Annotated in this window: 21 protein-coding genes; 2 read left to right on the forward strand and 19 right to left on the reverse strand. The window is 68.2% G+C overall.

Annotation, left to right across the window (positions count from 1 at the left end; all coding sequences use genetic code 11):
- Window position 1: 1 nt before the first annotated feature.
- The 6 genes from OXG79_08215 to OXG79_08240 are packed head-to-tail and all read right to left on the reverse strand — an operon-like array spanning window position 2 to window position 6154.
- Entirely contained in the window at window positions 2–523 is a 522-nt protein-coding gene (locus tag OXG79_08215; GenBank protein ID MCY3783754.1) for a DUF177 domain-containing protein, read from the reverse strand.
- Window positions 524–545: 22 nt separating this feature from the next.
- Window positions 546–989: a hypothetical protein gene (locus OXG79_08220; protein MCY3783755.1), complete on the reverse strand. Its 444-nt coding sequence runs from the start codon at window positions 987–989 to the stop codon at window positions 546–548.
- 45 nt (window positions 990–1034) lie between these two features.
- On the reverse strand, window positions 1035–1526 hold the full coding sequence (gene coaD, locus OXG79_08225) for a pantetheine-phosphate adenylyltransferase (protein ID MCY3783756.1): 492 nt from the start codon (window positions 1524–1526) through the stop codon (window positions 1035–1037).
- Between the two features lie 30 nt (window positions 1527–1556).
- Window positions 1557–2147 (reverse strand): 16S rRNA (guanine(966)-N(2))-methyltransferase RsmD, encoded by a 591-nt coding sequence (gene rsmD / locus OXG79_08230; GenBank protein MCY3783757.1) that lies wholly within the window; start codon window positions 2145–2147, stop codon window positions 1557–1559.
- Between the two features lie 35 nt (window positions 2148–2182).
- Window positions 2183–4507 carry an ATP-dependent DNA helicase RecG gene (recG, locus tag OXG79_08235; protein ID MCY3783758.1) on the reverse strand — a complete coding sequence of 775 codons (2325 nt, stop codon included), beginning with the start codon at window positions 4505–4507 and terminating at the stop codon, window positions 2183–2185.
- 3 nt (window positions 4508–4510) lie between these two features.
- The gene (locus tag OXG79_08240; protein MCY3783759.1) at window positions 4511–6154 is read right to left on the reverse strand and encodes a DAK2 domain-containing protein; all 1644 of its coding nucleotides are present in this window, start codon (window positions 6152–6154) and stop codon (window positions 4511–4513) included.
- Between the two features lie 88 nt (window positions 6155–6242).
- Here OXG79_08240 and OXG79_08245 point away from each other — a divergent pair, with 88 nt between their 5' ends.
- Window positions 6243–6449: a bL28 family ribosomal protein gene (locus OXG79_08245; GenBank protein ID MCY3783760.1), complete on the forward strand. Its 207-nt coding sequence runs from the start codon at window positions 6243–6245 to the stop codon at window positions 6447–6449.
- On the opposite strand, the gene rpe is transcribed toward OXG79_08245, so the two are convergent.
- From rpe to OXG79_08310, 13 genes are all read right to left on the reverse strand, one after another.
- Window positions 6446–7117 (reverse strand): ribulose-phosphate 3-epimerase, encoded by a 672-nt coding sequence (rpe, locus tag OXG79_08250; GenBank protein ID MCY3783761.1) that lies wholly within the window; start codon window positions 7115–7117, stop codon window positions 6446–6448. The genes OXG79_08245 and rpe overlap by 4 nt on opposite strands.
- Window positions 7107–8210, reverse strand: a complete 1104-nt coding sequence (gene rlmN, locus OXG79_08255; protein ID MCY3783762.1) for a 23S rRNA (adenine(2503)-C(2))-methyltransferase RlmN — start codon at window positions 8208–8210, stop codon at window positions 7107–7109. The genes rpe and rlmN overlap by 11 nt, the downstream gene beginning before the upstream one ends.
- 75 nt (window positions 8211–8285) lie before the next feature.
- Window positions 8286–9017 (reverse strand): zinc metallopeptidase, encoded by a 732-nt coding sequence (locus OXG79_08260; protein ID MCY3783763.1) that lies wholly within the window; start codon window positions 9015–9017, stop codon window positions 8286–8288.
- 106 nt (window positions 9018–9123) lie between these two features.
- Complete coding sequence (locus OXG79_08265; protein ID MCY3783764.1) at window positions 9124–9825, reverse strand: zinc metallopeptidase; 702 nt, start codon at window positions 9823–9825, stop codon at window positions 9124–9126.
- A 37-nt stretch (window positions 9826–9862) separates the two neighbouring features.
- Entirely contained in the window at window positions 9863–10828 is a 966-nt protein-coding gene (gene fmt, locus OXG79_08270; GenBank protein MCY3783765.1) for a methionyl-tRNA formyltransferase, read from the reverse strand.
- Between the two features lie 39 nt (window positions 10829–10867).
- Window positions 10868–11368, reverse strand: coding sequence for a peptide deformylase (def, locus tag OXG79_08275; GenBank protein ID MCY3783766.1), 501 nt, complete (start codon window positions 11366–11368; stop codon window positions 10868–10870).
- 9 nt (window positions 11369–11377) lie between these two features.
- Window positions 11378–13780 carry a primosomal protein N' gene (gene priA, locus OXG79_08280; protein MCY3783767.1) on the reverse strand — a complete coding sequence of 801 codons (2403 nt, stop codon included), beginning with the start codon at window positions 13778–13780 and terminating at the stop codon, window positions 11378–11380.
- Entirely contained in the window at window positions 13777–14433 is a 657-nt protein-coding gene (locus tag OXG79_08285; protein ID MCY3783768.1) for a guanylate kinase, read from the reverse strand. Before OXG79_08285 ends, priA begins: the two co-directional genes overlap by 4 nt.
- On the reverse strand, window positions 14430–15338 hold the full coding sequence (prmC, locus tag OXG79_08290) for a peptide chain release factor N(5)-glutamine methyltransferase (GenBank protein ID MCY3783769.1): 909 nt from the start codon (window positions 15336–15338) through the stop codon (window positions 14430–14432). The genes OXG79_08285 and prmC overlap by 4 nt, the downstream gene beginning before the upstream one ends.
- Window positions 15286–16353, reverse strand: coding sequence for a peptide chain release factor 1 (prfA, locus tag OXG79_08295; GenBank protein ID MCY3783770.1), 1068 nt, complete (start codon window positions 16351–16353; stop codon window positions 15286–15288). Before prfA ends, prmC begins: the two co-directional genes overlap by 53 nt.
- Window positions 16346–17302 carry a DUF1385 domain-containing protein gene (locus OXG79_08300; protein MCY3783771.1) on the reverse strand — a complete coding sequence of 319 codons (957 nt, stop codon included), beginning with the start codon at window positions 17300–17302 and terminating at the stop codon, window positions 16346–16348. The genes prfA and OXG79_08300 overlap by 8 nt, the downstream gene beginning before the upstream one ends.
- Before the next feature lie 57 nt (window positions 17303–17359).
- A complete protein-coding gene (rpmE, locus tag OXG79_08305) occupies window positions 17360–17572 on the reverse strand; it encodes a 50S ribosomal protein L31 (protein ID MCY3783772.1) in 213 nt (70 codons plus the stop codon).
- 39 nt (window positions 17573–17611) lie between these two features.
- Window positions 17612–18649 (reverse strand): MraY family glycosyltransferase, encoded by a 1038-nt coding sequence (locus tag OXG79_08310; protein MCY3783773.1) that lies wholly within the window; start codon window positions 18647–18649, stop codon window positions 17612–17614.
- Window positions 18650–18857: 208 nt separating this feature from the next.
- Here OXG79_08310 and rpsU point away from each other — a divergent pair, with 208 nt between their 5' ends.
- Window positions 18858–19073, forward strand: coding sequence for a 30S ribosomal protein S21 (rpsU, locus tag OXG79_08315; protein MCY3783774.1), 216 nt, complete (start codon window positions 18858–18860; stop codon window positions 19071–19073).
- Window positions 19074–19108: the final 35 nt, after the last annotated feature.

Raw genomic sequence — 19108 nt, forward strand, 5'->3', positions numbered from 1 at the left:
ATTATCCCTTAGTTCCCGGCATATCAGGAAACATTGTGGCGCGAAGCTCGGCCAACCGGCTCCAGCGCGGATCGATCGCCGCCTCGGCGGGCTCTTCGGAGCGTTCCAAGCCGGGACACTCCGGCCGGCAAACCGGCATCAGCGGCAGCGCGGCAATCAGGCCCTCGGCCAGGAACGGCGTGAGATCGAGGTTGTGTTGATCGTCGAGCGGCCATACGGCCTCGAGACCCGATTCCTCGGTCGCAGCCCCGTCCGAGTCGATCAAGAACTCGCCGTCAGCCTCGAAGCGCAAGGTCTGCCGGGCGGGCTCCAGGCAGCGCGCGCACGGTTGCTCGACCGACGCCTCGAATTCGCCGGATGCGTGGATCGCGCCACTCAGGCGCACCAGACGCACCCGGCCCGCCACCGAGGTCGCCAATTCGGTGACGCTGAGCGCCTCGGGCGGCGCCAGGACGTCGTACGACCGGCTGGTCCCGGGCGGCTCGCGCACGAATGCCGCGACGTTGAACACGAAGTCGTTCACGATGACCAGAGGGGTGAGCGGCCTAGACGGTCTCTTCGTCGCCGAGTTCGGTGATACCGGCGGCATCCTCGTCGAGCGCCGAAATTCCGCGGCGAATGCTCGCCAGGTGCGAAATCAGGCGGTGCTCGATATCGCGCAGCATGTTGAGCGCGTAGACGTCCATTTCCTCCCGCGACGCCTCGGTTCGCTCTTCCGCCGCCTCGATGATCTGCTCCGCCCGCGCTTCGGCCTGGCGGACGATCTCCTCGTCGCGCAGCATTTGATCGGCCTGCTCACGCGCTTGCTGGATGATCTGCTCGGCCTCCATCTGCGCCGATTGCGGAATCTGCTCGCGTTCCCGCAGCACCCGCCGCGCCTCCCGGACTTCTTCCGGAATGCGAATGCGCATTTCGTCGACAATCTCCAGCAGCGCGCGCTCGTCCATCACGATGCGACGCATCATCGGCACGCGCTGGGCAGCAGTCACCAGGGCCTCGAGACGTTCGATCAGGTTGATGAGATCGATGGCTAGCTACCTCCTCGGCGACGCATCGCCGTATTTCGCGGCCACGGCCGTGGCAACGTTTGCCGGCACAAACGGCGCCACGCTTCGGCCCAGGGCACCGATCTCCCGCACCAACGACGAACTGACGTAGGCATGCTCGGGCGCTGAGAGGAAGAACACCGTATCCAACTCCGGCGCCAGACGGCGATTCATCGCCGACAGCGCAAATTCATACTCAAAGTCCGAGACCGCTCGCAGCCCGCGCACCAATACGCTCGCTCCAATGTCCCGCGCAAAGTCTACCGTGAGTCCCCGATAGTCGCGCACCGAGACGTTGGGCAAGTGTGCGGTTGCCTCCCGCACCAGCGTGACCCGTTCCTCGGTGGAAAACAGCGTGCGCGATTCCGGCTGTTCGTAAACCCCGGCCACGACTTCGGCATGACATGCCGCGCTGCGCGCGATGATGTCTAAGTGTCCGTTGGTCGCTGGGTCGAATGTGGCAGCAAAAAGCGCCCGCATATGGCAAAGCCGCTGGGGATGCGAGCGCGATTATAGCGACGTTCGCTCGTTGCCGGACTTCCCGTCCCCCGATCGACAATAGATGGCAAAAGCTCCATCACCGTGACGTCGAAACTTCCATAGCTGCCAGGTTGGCGGGGGCTCGGGCGCGGCGCGCCGCGCGCTGAATTCAGCAACAATCAAGCCATCGGAGGCCAGGACGCCCGGCTGAGCCAGCCGGTTCATGAGCGGAATCCACGGGTCATCGGCGTAGGGCGGGTCCGCCAGGATCAACCCGTAGGGCCCCCCTGCCGCCAGGTCGGCGCGAAGCACATCGGCGCGCTCGACGCTGGCGGCATGCTCCAGCTCGAGCCGGCGAAGATTGGCGCGAATAACCGCGCACGCGCGCGAGTCACGCTCGATGAATCGCACATACTCGGCGCCGCGGCTGAGCGCCTCGATTCCAAAGGCGCCCGAGCCCGCGTAGCAATCCAGCACCCGCGGCGGCGGTGGAGCGCCCAGGGAGTCGAAGACGGCGGCCCGGAGACGATCGATCGTCGGCCGCGTGCCGGGCGCGACCTGGATGCCGTGCCCGCGCAGCTCACCGGCCACAACCCGGAGCCCGCGCCCCCTGGATGCCATTCAGATCTCGCGGCGGGAGCCGATGGGCCGGACGCTTAGCTCCATTCGCTCTCCTGCAGCATCGACTGAACGGCAGCCGCCAGCGGGCCGTGCTCCGGGCGCTCGAGCTCCGGGTCGGCCTGGATGAGGGTTTCGGCATCCTCACGGGTTCGCCAGATCATCTCCATGTCGCTCACGCTCGCGAACTGAAAGCTCGTCAACCCATGCTGCCGCGTGCCCAAGATATCGCCGGGGCCGCGCAGCTCCAGGTCGCGCTCGGCGAGCTCGAAGCCGTCGTGAACGTTCTGGAGGATGCGCAGTCGAGCGTTTTCCGTGGCGTCCGTGGTGTCGCTCAGCAGCAGGCAATGGCTCTGCTGCCCGCCGCGTCCGACGCGCCCGCGCAACTGGTGCAGCTGCGACAGCCCGAAGCGCTCCGCGCCCTCGATCATGATCACGCTGGCCTGCGGCACGTCGATGCCGACTTCTACGACCGCCGTGCCGACGAGGATCTTCACCTCGCCGTCCCGAAAGGCCCGCATCACCGCGTCCTTGGCTTTGGCGCTCAGGCGCCCGTGCAAGAGTCCGATGGCGTGCGCGAGATCGGGATAGACCTGCGTGCTGAGACGCTCGAACTCATCCTTGGCGGATCGCACCTGAAGCGACTCCGATTCCTGGATCAGCGGACAGATCACGAAGGCCTGTCCGCCGGCTTCCACCTGCTGGCGCAGGAAGGCGTAGGCGTCGGCCCGGCGCGATTTCGGCACCCAGGCCGTACGCACCGGTTTCCGCCCGCCGGGCATCTCGCGAATCGACGTGACGTCCAGGTCACCGTAAAACGTCAGCGCCAAGGTGCGCGGAATGGGGGTGGCGGTCATGGCCAGCAGATGCGGGTTGTAGCCCTTGGCCCGGATCTCCCCGCGCTGCTGCACGCCAAAGCGATGCTGCTCGTCCACGACGGCGAGATTCAGCCGGGCGAACCGCGCGCTTTGCTGGATGAGCGCCTGCGTACCCACGACCACGCCGATTTCTCCGGCAGCGACCTCGCGCCAGAGTCGTCGCTTGGCCGCGGCCGGAATGCCGCCGCTGATGCGCTCGACGCGCACACCCAACGGCTCCAGCAGGTCGCCGAGCGTCTGCGTATGCTGCTCGGCCAACACCTCGGTTGGCGCCATCATGGCGCCCTGCCAGCCGGCACGGCAGACCGCGAACAGCGCGCCGGCGGCCACGGCGGTCTTGCCCGAACCCACGTCGCCTTGCACGAGCCGGCTCATGGGCGTGTCGCGGCGCAGATCGGTGAGAACCGCCGCCAGCGCCGCGCGCTGATCCTCCGTGAGCTTGAACGGCAGCCTGGCGCCAAAGTCCGCCATTGCGTCGCGGTCGAACTCGATCGGCCGGCCGGGCTGAGAGTCACGCCAGCGCCCGCGGTGCGTGAGGATCGCCAGCTGATAGACCAGCAGCTCGTCGAACGCGAGGCGCGCCTTTGCCGCGTCGGCGCTCGCCGCCGAGTCCGGCCGGTGCATCATCACCACCGCGTCCGCAATCCCAGGCAAATCGCGGCGCTTTCGCAGCGCGTCCGGCAGCGGGTCGTCCAAGAGGTCGGCGTGCGAATCCACGGCGGCGGACACCCACCGGCGCAGCTGGCGCTGCGTGACGCCCGCGGTCAACGGGTAGACCGGGACCAACCGGCCGGCGTGGAGCCGCTCCGCCGCGTCCAGCTCGTACTCCGGACTCGTCAGCTGCAGCCCGTGCTGGCCGTAGTCCACGCGACCGGCAAGCGCCACGTTTGGCCGACCGGAGAGCGTGTTCGCGAGATACGGCTGGTTGAACCAGACCGCGGTGATCTGGCCGGTCTCGTCCTGCAAGACCGCCTCGGTGATGCTGAGGCGTCGGGTCCGCGCGCGTCGCGAGGCGACGTCTACGATCGACCCGACCAGCGTCACGTCTTCGCCGGCGTTGATGTCGGCGATGGGAACCGTGGCGCTGTGGTCGATGTAGCGATGCGGGGCATGTCGCAGCAAATCGCCGACCGTTGAGATTCCCAGGCTGCGCAGCCGCTTGGCCGCCGTGGCCCCGATTCCCCACAGCTCCGTGACCGGATCGTCCAAGTTGCCCTTTGGCTTCGGCGCGACGTCTGTGGCCAGCAGCGGCAGCACGGTTTCGATCAAGTGCTGCCGCGTGGCGGGCTTCAGCGATGAGTATTTCGAGAGGCGGCGCAGCGCAGCGGCAACGTCCGGTGGCAAGTCACCGAGGTCGCGCTCGAGCCAGCGTGAGAGTCCTTCGGTCGCGGCAGTGTCCCGGTGCCCGGAACCCTGCTCCGCGCGCAGGATTTCCGCAATTCGCTCGACCAACCCCTGCGCGGTCGGCGCGCCGGCGCCACTCACGCGCTACTCGACCGAAATGACGTAGTCGTAAAGCTCCTGGCCGCCCGCGATCACTTCGATCTCCAGGTCCGGAAAGCCCGCCTGGAGTTCATCGCTCAGCTGCTCAACGGTGTCCGCCGAAACCTGGCTGCCGTAGTAGATGGTGGCAAGTTCGGGCTCCTCGTCGGCCAGCCCCTCGAGCATTTGCTTGACCAGGTCATTCGGGGCCTGGCCGGTCGTGACCAAGTCGTCGTCCTGGAGGCCGAGGTAGTCGCCCTGCTTGATGGTCAAGCCGCCGATCGTGGCGTCGCGCACGGCCTGGGTGATTTCAAGCGTGGTGATGTCGCCCGCCGCCGCCTCCATCATGCGTTCGTTCACATCCGCCTCGGCCGTCGCGTTGAACGCCACCATCGCGGCCACTCCCTCGGGCACCGTTCGCGTGCCGACCACCCGAACATCCTTGTCGGACTGCTCGGCCGCCTGGCGCGCGGCCATCACGATGTTCTTGTTATTAGGCAGGACCACCGCCCAGTCGCCGTCGAGGCCATCGACGGCCTGCAGGATGTCGCCCGCGCTCGGGTTCATGCTGGCCCCGCCCTCGACCACGCTGGCGCCGAGGCTCTCGAACACTTGCGTCAGGCCTTCGCCGGTGGCCGTGGCCACCACCGGAACGCGCGCTACGGTCGCCGCCGTCGCTTCCGTGGCGGCCGTGGCAAAGTTCTCCGCCTGCTGCATATCCATGTTCTCGGCCTTGACGGCGTCCAGCGGGCCGTAGGACATCGCCGCGGTCAGCGCCTCGCCGGGCGTCTCGGTATGCATGTGCACGCGGATGAGGGTGGGGTCGCCCACCACGAGCAACGAGCCCCCGTATTCGCCCATCGTTTCGCGAACCACGTCTGGATCCATGTCTTCGCCCAGGATCACGAACTCCGTGCAATAGCCGTGCTCGTCGGCGCCATGGGCGACGGCGAACTCCGAAAACACCTCCACGCCGCGATCCTCGGCAACTATTTCCGGAGGCGGGAGACCGCGCAGGTTGCGCAGCAGTCCCTCGTAGATCACCAGCAGGCCCTGGCCGCCCGCATCGACGACGCCGGCTTCCTTGAGCACGGCCAGCTGCTCGGGCGTCCGTCGAACCGAGGTGCGCGCCGCGTCGACGACGGTCGTCCCCAGCTCCTCCAGCGTGTCCACGGTGTTCGACACGGCCGCCTTCGCCGCGTCCCGCGCCACGGTGAGGATGGTGCCCTCGACGGGATTCGTCACCGCCTCGTCGGCGGCGCGTGACGCGTGCTTGATTCCCTGGGCGAGTTCGGCCGGGCTGCACTGCGAGAACTTCGCCAATCCTTCGCTCATTCCACGCAGGATTTGCGAGAGAATCACCCCGGAGTTTCCGCGAGCGCCCAGCAGCGCCCCGCGAGCCAGGCCGCGGCCAACCTCGGCGACCGTGGGCGACTCCAACCGAGCGGCCTGTTCCACCGCCGCCCGCATCGTCAGCACCATGTTGGTGCCGGTGTCTCCATCGGGCACGGGAAAGACGTTGAGCCTGTCGATGCGGGTCGAATTCGCCTCGAGCCATTCCAGGCTCGCCGCCATGGCCCGCTGAAAGGCGGTCCCGGAAACGACGTCAGATGGCGCGGCGTCCGCCCCATTCTCGTCAGATGGCGCCACTGGTTTGCTCGTTTCCCGTGCTAGCCTGTTGCGGGCGATCTTAGGAACGCCTTGAATTCTCCGTCAACGCAAGGAAATGGTGGGCTCGGTGGCGACTTGTCAGGTCTGCGACACGCGGACGCAGTTTGGCCATCACATTCGTCACAAGGCTTCCGGGCGTTGGGAACGGAAAGCCACCAAGAAGCCGCGCCGCTGGCGCGTCAACGTGCAGCGCAAGCGGGTGTTTGTTGGTGGTCGCTACCAGCGCATGAACATCTGCACCGGCTGCATTCGGACGCTCGACAAGGCGGACTAAGCCAGCGCGCGCCTGAGCGCCCGCACCCCGGCGGCCGGGCCGTCCGGATGGCCAAACACCGAAGTTCCGGCGACCAGCACATTCCCGCCCGCCTGCACGACGTTCGGGGCCGTCTCGGCGTTGATGCCGCCGTCAACCACGAGGTCAACCTGTAGGCACCGGGATTCGATGCGTTCGGACAGCGAGGCGATGCGGTCGAGCATTTCGGGGATGAACGCTTGACCGCCGGCTCCAGGCTCCACGCTCATCACCAACGCGATGTCGAGGCTGTCCAGATGGGGCCACAGCAATGACTCGGGCGTCCCGGGCCTGAGCGTGAGCCCGGCACGCACCCCAAGCTCGCGAATCTGACGCAAGGTAGCAGCAGGATTCGCCGCGGCTTCGACGTGGATCGTGATGGCGTCGGCGCCCGCGGCAGCGAAGTCCTCGATGTGCGGCTCGACCGGCTCGATCATCAGATGCACGTCCAGCGGGAGTTTCGTTGCGGCGCGCGCGGCGACGACCGCGGGCGTGCCGAACGAAATGCTCGGCACGAACGCGCCGTCCATCACGTCAATGTGAATCCAGTCCGCGCCGCCGGCGTCAACGGCCTGGATTTCTTGACCCAAGTGGCCGAAATCCGCCGCTAGGATGGACGGGGCGATGCGCGCCGACGCCTCAGGAGGCATTGCGCGTGGTGCCCCCTGCTTGGGACCGTCGTCGCCATGTCGCGCCGTCGGCCCGAAGCTGCCCGCAGGCCCCAGCGATTTCGCGTCCCCGCGTCCGCCGAATCGTCGCCGCCACGCCGTGGCGCCGCAGCTCGTCGCGGAACCGGCGCGTCGTGCCGGCCGCGGGCGCCTCGTATGCCGCGCCCGGATAGGGGTTGAAGGGAATCAGGTTCACGTGACACGTCTGGCCGTCGACGAGCCGCGCCAGATCGCGCGCCTGGGTGACCTGATCGTTGACGTCGCGGAGCATGGTGTACTCGTACGATACCCGCCGTCGCGTCGTCCGCTGGTAGGAAACGCTGGACGCCATCAACGTCGCCAGGTCCACATGCTTGGCAAGCGGCACGAGGGTGGCGCGAATGTCGTCGCTCGCGGCGTGCAGCGAAATCGCCAAGCCAACTTGCCACGGCCAGCGTGTCAGCTCCGCGATTCCGGCCGGCAGACCGACCGTCGAAACCGTGACGTGCCGCGCCCCCAGCCCGCCGCGATCCGGATCGACCAGCGCCTCGATCGCGTCATGCACGTTGGCAGTGTTGGCCAGCGGTTCGCCCATGCCCATGAAGACGATGCGATTCGGCGCCGCGCCCGCCCGGCTCTCGCGCCGCACGTGCAAGAACTGGTCGACGATCTCGCCGGCGCTCAGGTTGCGAGTCAGCCCCAGCGTGCCAGTGGCGCAGAAGGTGCAGCCCATCGCGCATCCGGCCTGGGAGCTGACGCAAACCGTCGTGGTGGAGCCGCGCTCGGACGGCAGTTGCACGGTTTCGAAGATCGTTCCGTCAGCCGTCCGAAAGAGGAAGGCTCGGGTCCCGTCGCCGGCAACGCGGACGCGGTCTGGGCTGATGCTGCTGAAAGCAAGCGCCTCATCAAGGCGTTCGCGGAGCCGTCGCGGCAGCGGCGTGATTAGGTCGAAGCCGCGCGCCGCTCCGTCGTAGATTCCGCGACGGACCTGGTCGCGTCGGTAGCGGGGCTCATCGGGCAGGAGCCGGGCAAGCTCCGTATCGGAAATGGCGCTGGCCGCAAGCCGAGGCCCTCGCGCGCATTCTTGGTCAGCCAAAGCGTTTGTCGTCACGATCTCAGGTGGAGCGCCGCGTGTCATTCCGCGCCCACGACCGCCCGTGACCCGGCCCGTCTAGCGCCGTCCCCCGGTCAGGGCCAGCAAGCGGAGCGCGAAATACAACACCTGCATGAGCGCGATGAACATGGCCGCCACGTAGGTCAAGGCCGCCGCGTCGAGCACCTTTTTGGCGTGCATGCGCTCGGGGCTGCTGACCACGCGCACCGACTCCATGAGCTTGAGCGCTCGTGCGCTGGCATTGAACTCCACCGGCAGCGTGATCAGCGAGAAGACGAACGCGGTGCTGAAGAGCAACAGTCCGATCACGGCAACCGGTATGCCGATCTCGCTCTGCAGGAAGCCCGCCATCAAGAAACCCACGATCAGCAGCACGTAGCCAAACTTCGACCCGAACGTCGTCACCGGCACCATGGCGCTGCGCATCACCAGCCACGGGTAGCGGGTCTGGTCTTGGACGGCGTGCCCGGCCTCGTGCGCTGCGATGGCCACGGCCGCCAGCGAGTTGCTGTCGTAGACCCCCTCCGAAAGCCGCAGCACCTTGTGCCGAGGGTCGTAGTGGTCGGTCAATTCGCCCGGCACCCGCCGAACCTCCACGTTGTAGAGCCCGACCGCGTCCAGAATCCGACGCGCGGCCATGGCCGCCGGCATGCCGGTTGACGAGACGACCTGGGAGTACTTCTGATAGGTGCCCCGCACGCGCGATTGGGCCCACATCGCAAGGATGAACGCTGGCGCCATGAGCACGATGTACCAAATGTCGAAGAAGGGGAAAAACACCGAAGGCATGCCCCGCGCGAACGGTCGTTCGCAGCCTCACAACCAGTCGCTCAAGGTTAGCACCGGGGGGTCTGGCGGCTGGTGCCAAATCTCCCCTAACGGGCGGCATTCGCAGTCACCGAATCCTCCCGAAACCGCGCAGCCCTCCCACGAGGATGCGCGCGAACGTGCCCACCAGCGACGCGAGATAGGTCAAGGCAGCGGCATGCAGCAGCTCACGGACTCGCGGGCCCTCGGCCGCGGTGGTGATGCCCGCGGCTTCGAGCGATCGCTGCGCGCGACGGCTGGCGTCCAGTTCAACCGGAAGCGCCACGGCGGCAAGCAGCAAGGCCAGCAGCAGGCCCACGACGCCCGATGCCGCGATGGCGAAGGCGGTGGGGTGCCGTGTGGCAATGCCGCCGACGAGTCCGGCCACCATGATCAGCGGCGCGATGGCGGCAAAGCCTGACGCTGCCCTGGCTATGAGCATCCGCAGACGCAGCAACGGATGCCCCAGCGCGTCCTGCATGGCGTGGCCGACCTCGTGCGCGGCAATCGCGACGGCGGCAATCGAGTCGTCCGCATAAACGCCTTCAGAAAGGCGCAACTCGCGCCGCGCGGCGTCGTAGTGATCCGTCAGCGTTCCCGGGACGGCAGTCACCCGGACGTCGCGCAGCCCAACCGACGCCAGCAGATAGCGCGCTGCCTGGTGAGCGGGCTGGCCGAAATCGGAAACGATGTCCGCATGCCGCGCGAAGATGTTGCGCACGCGATACTGCGTCCACATCACCGCCAGCATCGCCACCAGCGGCACGGCTCCGGCCAGTATCACTGCCATGGCACCCCTCGGCGGCGCGCGGTATCCCTCTCCGAATCTAGCTCGCGGGACGCGTCAGCGGCGGCCGAGGCGCAGGCGCCGGGTCGCCCCAGGTTGCCCGCAACAGCGCCCCATAGCCGTTGGCAAAGGCGCGCGCCGACATTGCCTTTCGGCCTTCCGGTTGCAACCGGGCAAGCCGCAGCGTGCCGGAGCCGCAACCGACAATGAGTGATTCACCGTCGAGCGACGCTTGGCCGACTGGACTCTCTTGATTCGAGGGCCCGTCAATCTCCGCCACCGCCACGCGCTGCCCGTCAACCATCACGAAGGCTCCCGGCCATGGCTGAAACGCGCGCCACTGGTCGTAGAGGTCTTGCGCCGGGCGCCGCAGGTCCAACTCGGCGTCGGCTCGCTCCAGCGGTCGGGTAAGGGTCGCGGTCTCCGGGTCTTGCGGCTGCGCCGTCAGGCGCCCGGCGACCCACGGGTCGAGCATCTCGTCCAGCAACTCGGCGCCCACCACAGCGAGCCGGTCGTGTAGGGCAGGCGACGTGTCATCCGGACGAATGGACTCCTCGCGCGCGGCGATCACCGGACCCGTGTCCAGCCCGGCGTCCATGCGCATCAGCGTCACCCCGGTGCGCGTTCGCCCATCGTGGATCGCCGCCTGGATCGGGGCTGCGCCTCGATACTCCGGGAGCAACGACGGATGCAGGTTCACCACGCCCGCCGGGGCCGATTCGAGCAGCGACTCACGCAGCAGGCGACCGTAGGCCACGACCACCAAGACATCCGGCCGCGCCGCTCGAATGCGCTCCAGGCTCGGCGCGTCGTTCGGGTTGGCGGGCTGCATGGTCGAAAGACCCAACTCCCGCGCCAGGGCGATGACTGCGGGCGTCCGCTCGACGCCCCGGCGGCCCGCCGGCCGATCCGGCTGCGAGACGACCAGCTGCACGACGCCGCGCGCCTGCAGCCGACGCAGCGCCGGAAGCGCAAACTCCGGTGTTCCCAGGAAGACTGCGCGCACGCTGTCAGCCACTTCGTCCCGCGCGTCGCCGCGGCATGTTCAGGACGCCCGCAGGCGCCGCGCCTCTTCGGAGGCAGGATCCACGAACCGCAGGGCGTCCGGATCCGTCAGCCGGTCCGTGAATACCACGCCGTCCAGGTGGTCGATCTCGTGCTGGATGGCGCGTGCCAGGAGTCCCGAGGCCTCGCGCCGCAGCGGTCGACCGTTCGCATCCAGCGCCCGCACCCGGATGTTCACCGCGCGTTCCACGGGTCCGTACCAGTTGGGCAGGCTCAAACAACCCTCGTCGGCGACCTCGGATCCACTGGACCAGACGATTTCGGGATTCACCAGCGCCAAGCGGTCGTCGTCAACGCCCACCACGACCAATCGCCATGGCCGTCCGACTTGGTTGGCCGCCACGCCCACGGCCTGGTGGTGGTCCATGGTGGCGAACATGTCGTCGATCATGCGGCGAATGCCCGGAGTCACGCTGCGAATGCGGCTGGACTTGCGCCGCAGCATCGGGTGGTCGACCGGGAGCACGGGAAGCGCAGGCATTAGTCTGTGTTATGTCAACTCAATGGGGTCGATGTCAATCGTCCAGCCGCGGTGCAATTCCGGCAAGACCTTTCGGGCGTCCGCGCCAAAGAGCAGTAGTTGCCATACATATTGCCCTCGCCGTCGGTGCAACGCAGCCGGCGCGGGGCCGAGAATCTCTAGATCCAGCGGTTCGGCGGCGCCGGCAAGGGTCTCCAACTCCCGCCGTGCCCGCCGCGCTTCCGCCGCCGCTCGGTCATCGTCGGCATGCGCGTACGTGGCACGGGCGACCGGGCGAAACGGCGGCAGCCCCTCGGCCTGGCGCTCCTCCAGCTCCGCGCGGAAGAAATGCCGGGTATCGCCGGTTTGCAGGGCCTGGGTGACGTGATGGCGCGGCATCAACGTCTGCACCACCATGCGGCTCCCGTCCTGGCCTCCCGTGACGAGCCGCCGCAGCCGCATGAGGTTGATGAACACGCGTTCCGGCGCCAGAAAGTCGGGAAACTTGAGCCCCACGTCGGCCTGCACGATGCCCAGCAACGATGCGCGCAGGGCCTCACCAAACCCCGCCAGCCGCTGCGTGCCAACGAGCACATCCACGCCCGCGCGTCGCTCGAAGGCGCTCGCCGCCGCCTCGACCTCGCGCGCCGAGCGGTCGCTATCCACCCGCTCGACGCGGGCTCTCGGAAACAGGTGGCTCACCGCTTCCGCGACGGCCTCGGTGCCGTATCCCCACAGCCGCAAGCGGCCGCCGTGGCACACGGGGCAAAAGCGCGGAGGGTCTTCGCGCCAGTTACATACGTGGCACTGCAAGCTCGCCGCCTCCCGGTGCTGGACGAGACCGGTGCTGCATCGCGGGCAGCCAAACACATGCCCACAGTCGCGGCAGACGGTGAGCGTCGCCGTGCCCCGGCGATTGACGTAGAGCACCGCGCCTCCGTTGTCGTGCAGCACTTGCCGCAGGGCCTCGAACAGACGGCGCGAGATGACGCCGTGCCTTCCCACCTGAACCGCCCGACGCATGTCCACGACGTCAACGCCGCCGCTTGGCTGAGACGTCACCTCACTCGACTGCGCGCCGACCAAACGCGATCGCTCGACCTCGACGTCATAGAACGACTGCACGCTCGGAGTCTCGGTTCCAAGCACGAGTGGACAGCCGCTCAATTCGGCCAGACGCCTCGCCACGACGCGCGCGTGGTAGCGCGGCGTGTTGCGGTGCTTGTGACCCGCGTCCTCCTCGCGGTCCACGATGACCACGCCCGGAGCCGGCACCGGGGCGTAGACGACCGCGCGCGTTCCGACGAGGACGTCCACCTGTCCGTGGCGCACGGCCATCCACAGCGCGATGCGCTCGGCCGGCGTCCGCGCGCGTCCGACCTCCGCGACCTTCCCCGAAACGCGCGGCGCCAGCCAGTCGGCCAGGCGGGCCGACGTGCGGATGTCGGGGGCGATCACAAGAGCTTGCCGCCCGCCGCCCACCGCACGCTCAATCAACCGCGCGTAGATGGACCAGCGATCGGCCTCGTCACCCTGAACGATGCCCGCGCCCGCGTCGCCGCCTTCGAGTATGGGGTGCATCTCCCGCCAGGCTGCCTCGTCGAGTATTCCGCCGGGCGTCGCTCCAGACCCCGTGCCATCAACGAGATATGGCGTGTTCGCACGTCGCTCGACGCGGGCCAGCCCGCGCATGACCAGCGCGCGCAGTATCGGCTGGCCGACTCCCGCGGCGCGCAGCGCCCGCGGCACGGGCACGGGCGCGCCGGCGGCCTCGAGCACCCGCCACAGATCGCGTTGCTTGGGCGCGCGAGCCAACCGCACGTCGACCGAGCTCGGGTCGTCGACCGCCGCCGCGGACACCATGCGCTCGCCCGCCGGCTGCGGCAGGTGCAGCGAAATGCGCCGGTTGACGAGCCCCATCGCCACGAGCCGGCGAACGCCCGCGCGGGCAGCTGTCTTTCCGACAAGTCGCCGGATCTCGGCCTCGGACGCTTCGCCGCGCTGGCGGATCAACTCCAGGGTCCGAGACTCCGCCGGGGCCAACGCGAACTGCGGCTCGCCGCCTTCGTCCGCCGGCACGTAGGTCGAGCGCAAGTGCCGCGCAAGTCCCGGCGGCGCCGCGAGATTGAATGCGGTCAGGATCGGCGCGGCGTAGCGACGCGCCGTCCACTCCACGAGCTCACGATGCACGGCGTCTAGCACCTCTGCATCCCAGATGATGTCGAAGATGGGGCGAGTCGCCTCGACCGGAGAGACGTCGCCTACCCGCATGACGACGGCATGCGATTGGCGGGTGCCGAAGGGCACAAGCACCAGTTGTCCGGGCCGCACCCGCCCTTCGAGTTTCGCCGGAATCTCGTAGTGAAACGTCTGCGCGCCGCGCACGTCGCCCGCGGCGACGATGACTTCCGCGAAGCTTCGGGCGGCGGTCACGGCTCGACGGGAGGATCGCTCCAGGGACGCAGCGCCGCGGGGTCCACTCGCCGCGGGGGCTCGCGCAGCCGCTCGGCTTCGACGATGGCCCACAACTGGTCCGCCGCGGCCTCGAGCTCGCCCGTGGCGTTGGGCACCCGATAGTCCGCCCGGGAGGCAAAGTCCATTTCAAAACCGAGCATGGCCTGGAGGCGCCGTTCGGACTCGTCGGGCGATTCGGTGCCGCGCGTCTGAAGTCGACGCATCGCCTCCTCGACCGACGGCGGTTCGATGAAAATCACGATGGCCTCCGGCACGAGACGCTGCAACTCGCGCGCGCCCTGCACGTCAAGCCGCAGCACCACGTCCTGGCCGGCCGTCAGCGGTACCTGGACCTGATGCAGCGGCGTGCCGTAGAGCCGCCCGTAGACGCGCGCCGACTCCAGGAACCACCCCGAGCGCAAGCGCGACTCGAATTCGGCAGGCTCAAGAAAGAAATGATCGCGGCCATCGACCTCGCCCTCGCGCGGCGCGCGCGTGACGGCGGTCGTCACCCACGACAGGTCGACGCCTCGGCCTCGCAGCGTGCGCAGCACGCTGTCCTTGCCCGCCGCGGTCGGCGCCGTCACCAGGAAAAGCAGACCCCGTGGCGGTGGGGCGGCGTTGCGGCTCATCCCGCGCCGATCGGGCGGAGGTCGAGCACTCGCGGAAAACCCGCGAGGTCCCGGTGCACCGCATGACAGGTGAAGCCTGCGGCCGCGGCCAATGCGGAGACTCGTACGCGCTGGTCATGGGCCACTTCGAGAATCACGGCAAGGGGTTGGGTTTGGGCGCATTGACGCATGAGGCTGCGGACGGCAGCAAGTCCGTCGGGGCCGCCGTCAAGCGCCTGGCGCGGCTCCCACTGCGACACTTCGGGCTCCAGCGTCGGAATGACGGCGGATGGAATGTAGGGAAGGTTTGCCGTCACCACCGTCTGCCTCGGACACATCGCGCGCAATCCGTCGGCGCGCAGCAAACGAATCCTCGAGGCCACGCCCCAATCCGCGAGGTTGTCGCGGGCGACGCCGAGCGCCGCCCGTGACACGTCGCTCGCAATCACCGGAATCTCGGGCAGCTCCCGGGCCAGCGCCACGGCCACGGCGCCCGATCCGGTGCCCACGTCGATCACGGCTCGCGGCTGCAACTCGAGAGTGACCGCGAGCGTCGCGGACACCAACGTCTCGGTTTCGGGCCGTGGGACCAGGACGTCGGCGGTCGTTTGGACCGAGCCATTGGCGAATGACCGGCGTCCGACGATGTACGCCACCGGTTCGCGCGCCGCGCGCCGCTGAACCATCGCCGCGGCGCGCCGCGATTGGGCCGCCGTCAGCAGCTGGTCGCCGCAGAGCGGGATCCGACCCGGATCTAGGTCGAGCACCTCGCCCAGGAGGACATTGGCATCCAGCAGCGGCGTGTCGACTCCCGCCGCGCGCAATTCGGTCACGGCCTGGCGCCGCCACTCGTCGACGCTCCGCGGGGTGGCCTCAGTGCACCGCAGCCTGAACACGCTCCTCGGCCGCGCGCGACTGCAAGGCATCGACCAGCCGATCCAGGTCCCCGTCCAGGATCCCGTCCAGATTGCGCAGCGTGAGTCCGATCCGGTGATCCGTCACGCGGTCCTGGGGAAAGTTGTAAGTGCGGATTTTCTCGCTGCGGTCGCCCGAGCCGATCTGTCCGCGGCGCAGCTCACCGCGCTCGGCGGCCTGGCGATCGCGCTCCGCTTGCAGCAGTCGAGCGCGCAGAATGGCCATGGCCTTGGCCCGATTCTGGAGCTGCGACTTTTCGTCCTGCATGCTCACCGCCGTGCCGGTGGGCAGGTGAGTGACGCGCACGGCGGAGTCGGTGGTGTTCACGCTCTGCCCGCCGTGGCCGCTCGACCGAAACACGTCCACGCGGATATCGGCGTCCGGAATATTCAATTCAATGGCGTCGGCCTCCGGCAGCACCGCAACGCTCGCGGCCGACGTGTGGATGCGGCCGCTCGCTTCCGTGACAGGGACCCGCTGCACGCGGTGCACGCCGCTCTCGTGTCGAAAGAGGCCATAGGCGCCCTCGCCCAGGATCCGCAGCACGCCTTCCTTGAGACCGCCGATGCCCGTCTCGTTCGTCGACATCACCTCGGTGCGCAAGCGGCGTCGCTCGGCCAGGCGCATGTACATCCGCATCAGCTCTTTGGCGAACAAACCGGCTTCGTCGCCGCCGGTGCCGGCGCGCAGCTCGACGATGGCGTTGCGCTCATCATCAGGGTCGCGGCCCACAAGCCGCTCGCGCACGTCGTCCTCGATCGCGCTCAGCTCCTCCTCGCCTGCCGAGAGCTCGTCCGCGGCCAATTCGGCGAGCTCGGGATCCGGCGAGTCGACGAGCTCGCGCGCTTCCTCGATCCGGCTGACCGCCTCCAGCCACCGCTCGCGCAGCCGAACCAGCGGCGCCGCTCGCGACAGCTCCCGTGACAGCGTCGCAAGCCGCGCCGGATCGCTGGTCACCGCGGGATCGGCCAGCTTGGCCGTGATCTCCTCGGAGCGCGCGTGCAGGGCGTGCAGCCGGTCAAGCATGCGGCACCACCAGCGGCTGGGATTCGGGCCGGAGCGTCGCTAGCTGTCCCTCGTCCTCCAGCACGCGGTCCATGGCGGCAATGGCCACCTCGACCTGGTCGTCGTCGGGCTCGCGTGTCGTCAGACGCTGCACCCACATTCCGGGCGCCGAGACGATCCGCGCCAACAGATTCGATTGATATCGCGCCGTAAGCATGATCAGCTCGAAGCCGACGCCCGCGATCAGCGGCAGCAACGCGATGCGCGACAGCACCCGCAGCACGAACGGCGGCCGTCCGAGAAACGCAAACACGATGATCGAAATCACCACCAGCATCACCAGAAATGCCGTGCCGCAGCGGGGATGGGCCAGGCTCTGCCGCTGCACGTTGGCGGTCGTGAGCTGCTCGCCGGCCTCGAGGGCGTTGATGGTCTTGTGCTCCGCGCCGTGATACATCCAGACGCGCCGGATGTCGGGCATGAGGCCGATGCCGCCGAGATAGGCGATGAACACCGCCAGCCTGACGCCGCCTTCGATGATGTTGCTGACGAGATCCGACTCCACGCTCGCGTCGGCGAACGAGGTAATGACGAGCGGAAGCACGAAGAACAGCGCCACACCCAGCGCCAGCCCAAACACCAGGCTGCCGGTGACGTAGGCCGAGGAATCTTCGCCCTCGGTTTCGGTGCCGTCTTCCTCCGCCATCTGCACGCGCGCCGAAAAGCTGAGCGACCGCATGCCGATGACGAGCATCTCCCACACCGCCACGACCCCGCGCAGGAAATAGGCGCGGCGCAGCCGCTGCGACAGCCTGTCGGGATCGAGCGTTTCCGCCCGCAGCACGATATGTCCGGCGGGATGCCGCACGGCAGTCGCGAGCGCCTTGCGGCCGCGCATCATCACGCCTTCGAGCACGGCCTGGCCGCCGTAGTTGATGCGAAGCTCGTTGCTCTGCGCGTCAGCCGCCATCAAGTCTGCCGTCGATCATTTCGGGGGAAACACGGCGCACCCGCCGCGCATCCGTCGCTAGGCCTTGACGCGCGCTCGCCTGCGGCGTCGCTCGAACCGCTCCACCTGGCCGGCGGTGTCGACCAGTCGCTGCTGTCCCGTGAAGAACGGGTGGCACTCGGCGCACACGTCAACGTTGATGGCGGGAACCGTCGCGCGCGTCGTAAAGCTGTTGCCGCAGGCGCACGTGACGGCGCACTCGACGTAGTCAGGGTGAATATCGGGCTTCATGCAGCGTCTCCCGTGGACACCGTCAAACCTATCACAGGGTTAGCGCTCGGCCATGCGCGGCGGCTCGACCGGGCGGCCGATGAGCCGCCGCCGGGGCAGGCGCGCCAGCACGAACAGCAACAACAACAACAGGCCCATCAGGCCGACGAATGCGTAGACCTTGTTCACGCGTTCCACGAGCAGCGCAATGACCCCAAGCCCCGTCGCCACCACGTAGTAGAAGAGCGCGACCACGGGCTGCGCCAGCCCCGCCTCCCACAGCCGATGGTGCAGGTGGCGCGCGTCACGGGTGCTCATGCTTCCGCCCGCGGCCAGCCGGCGGACGATGGACCAGGCGACCTCCAGGATCGGGACGCCAAGTACGAGCATGGCCGTGGCGATCTTCGCCGGCCCGAGAATGGCGATTACCGCCAGGCTAAAGCCGAGAAAGTGCGACCCGCTGTCCCCCATGATGATGCTCGCGCGATAGAAGTTGAGCGGCAGGAACCCCAGCGACACGGCCGCGAGCGCCAGCGCCAGCGTCGCCACGTCGGGAAGGCCCAGGCGGCTCGAGAGCACCACCAGCACCAGGGCGGCAATGGTCGACACGCCGCCCGCCAGCCCGTCCTGTCCATCCGTGAAGTTGATGGCGTTCATCATGCCGACGATCCAGAACAAGGTGAACGGCACCACGATCACCAGCGGCAGGTCGAGCACGCCGCCGAGCGGGTTGCTCACGGCATCGATGCGAATGCCGCAGGCCAGCGGGATGGCCGCGGCTACAAGCTGGGCGAGGAACTTGTCGCGCGGTCTCAGCCCGCGGATGTCGTCGATGAGCATCACGCCGACGATCACCGTCGCGCCCCCGAGCAGACCGGCCAGCGCCAGGTCGTAGGGCTGGGCCACCACCAGCGCCACGACGACGAAGGCGGCGTACATGGCCACTCCGCCGAGCCGCGGCACGGGCGTGGCGTGAATCCGGCCCGGTCCCGGCTGGTGCATCCACCCGCGCCGACGAGCGAGGGTGCGAATCCCAAACGTCATCAGGAGCACCAGGGGCGCTCCGATGGCCAGCGCGAGCCAGTTGACGTCGATCACGTTTCGAACCCAGGCGGCATCGAAATCTGCATTGACCGATGAATCATCCGGCTCCTAAGATAGCCATGGCTGCTGCGAAGTGGCTGGCAGAACTGGCTGTGAGTCGCCAGGAGGCACCTTTTCCGATACCCCCAGGCGTTGTTCGCGACCGACTGAAGCCCGCCCAAGCGGCGGGTCTTTTATTGGCGGAAACGCCGAGGAGGAGTTCTTGGTTCACATTACCGTAGGCGCCAACGAGAGCTTCGACGCCGCGCTGCGCCGCTTCAACAAGAAGGTGCAGCAGGAAGGCATTATCACGGAGTCTCGACGGCGGAGCGCGTTCGACAAGCCCAGCGTGCTGCGCAAGAAGAAGGCGGCGGCCAAGCGCCGCAAAGCCCGGCGCGCGGCCCTCAAGGCGATGCAGGCGGAGAGCCAGGCGCTCTAGCGCAAGTCCGCGCCGGCTGCGGCGCACCTCAAACC

It is taken from the genome of Chloroflexota bacterium, assembly GCA_026706485.1.
Taxonomy (GTDB): Bacteria; Chloroflexota; UBA11872; order UBA11872; family UBA11872; genus JAJECS01.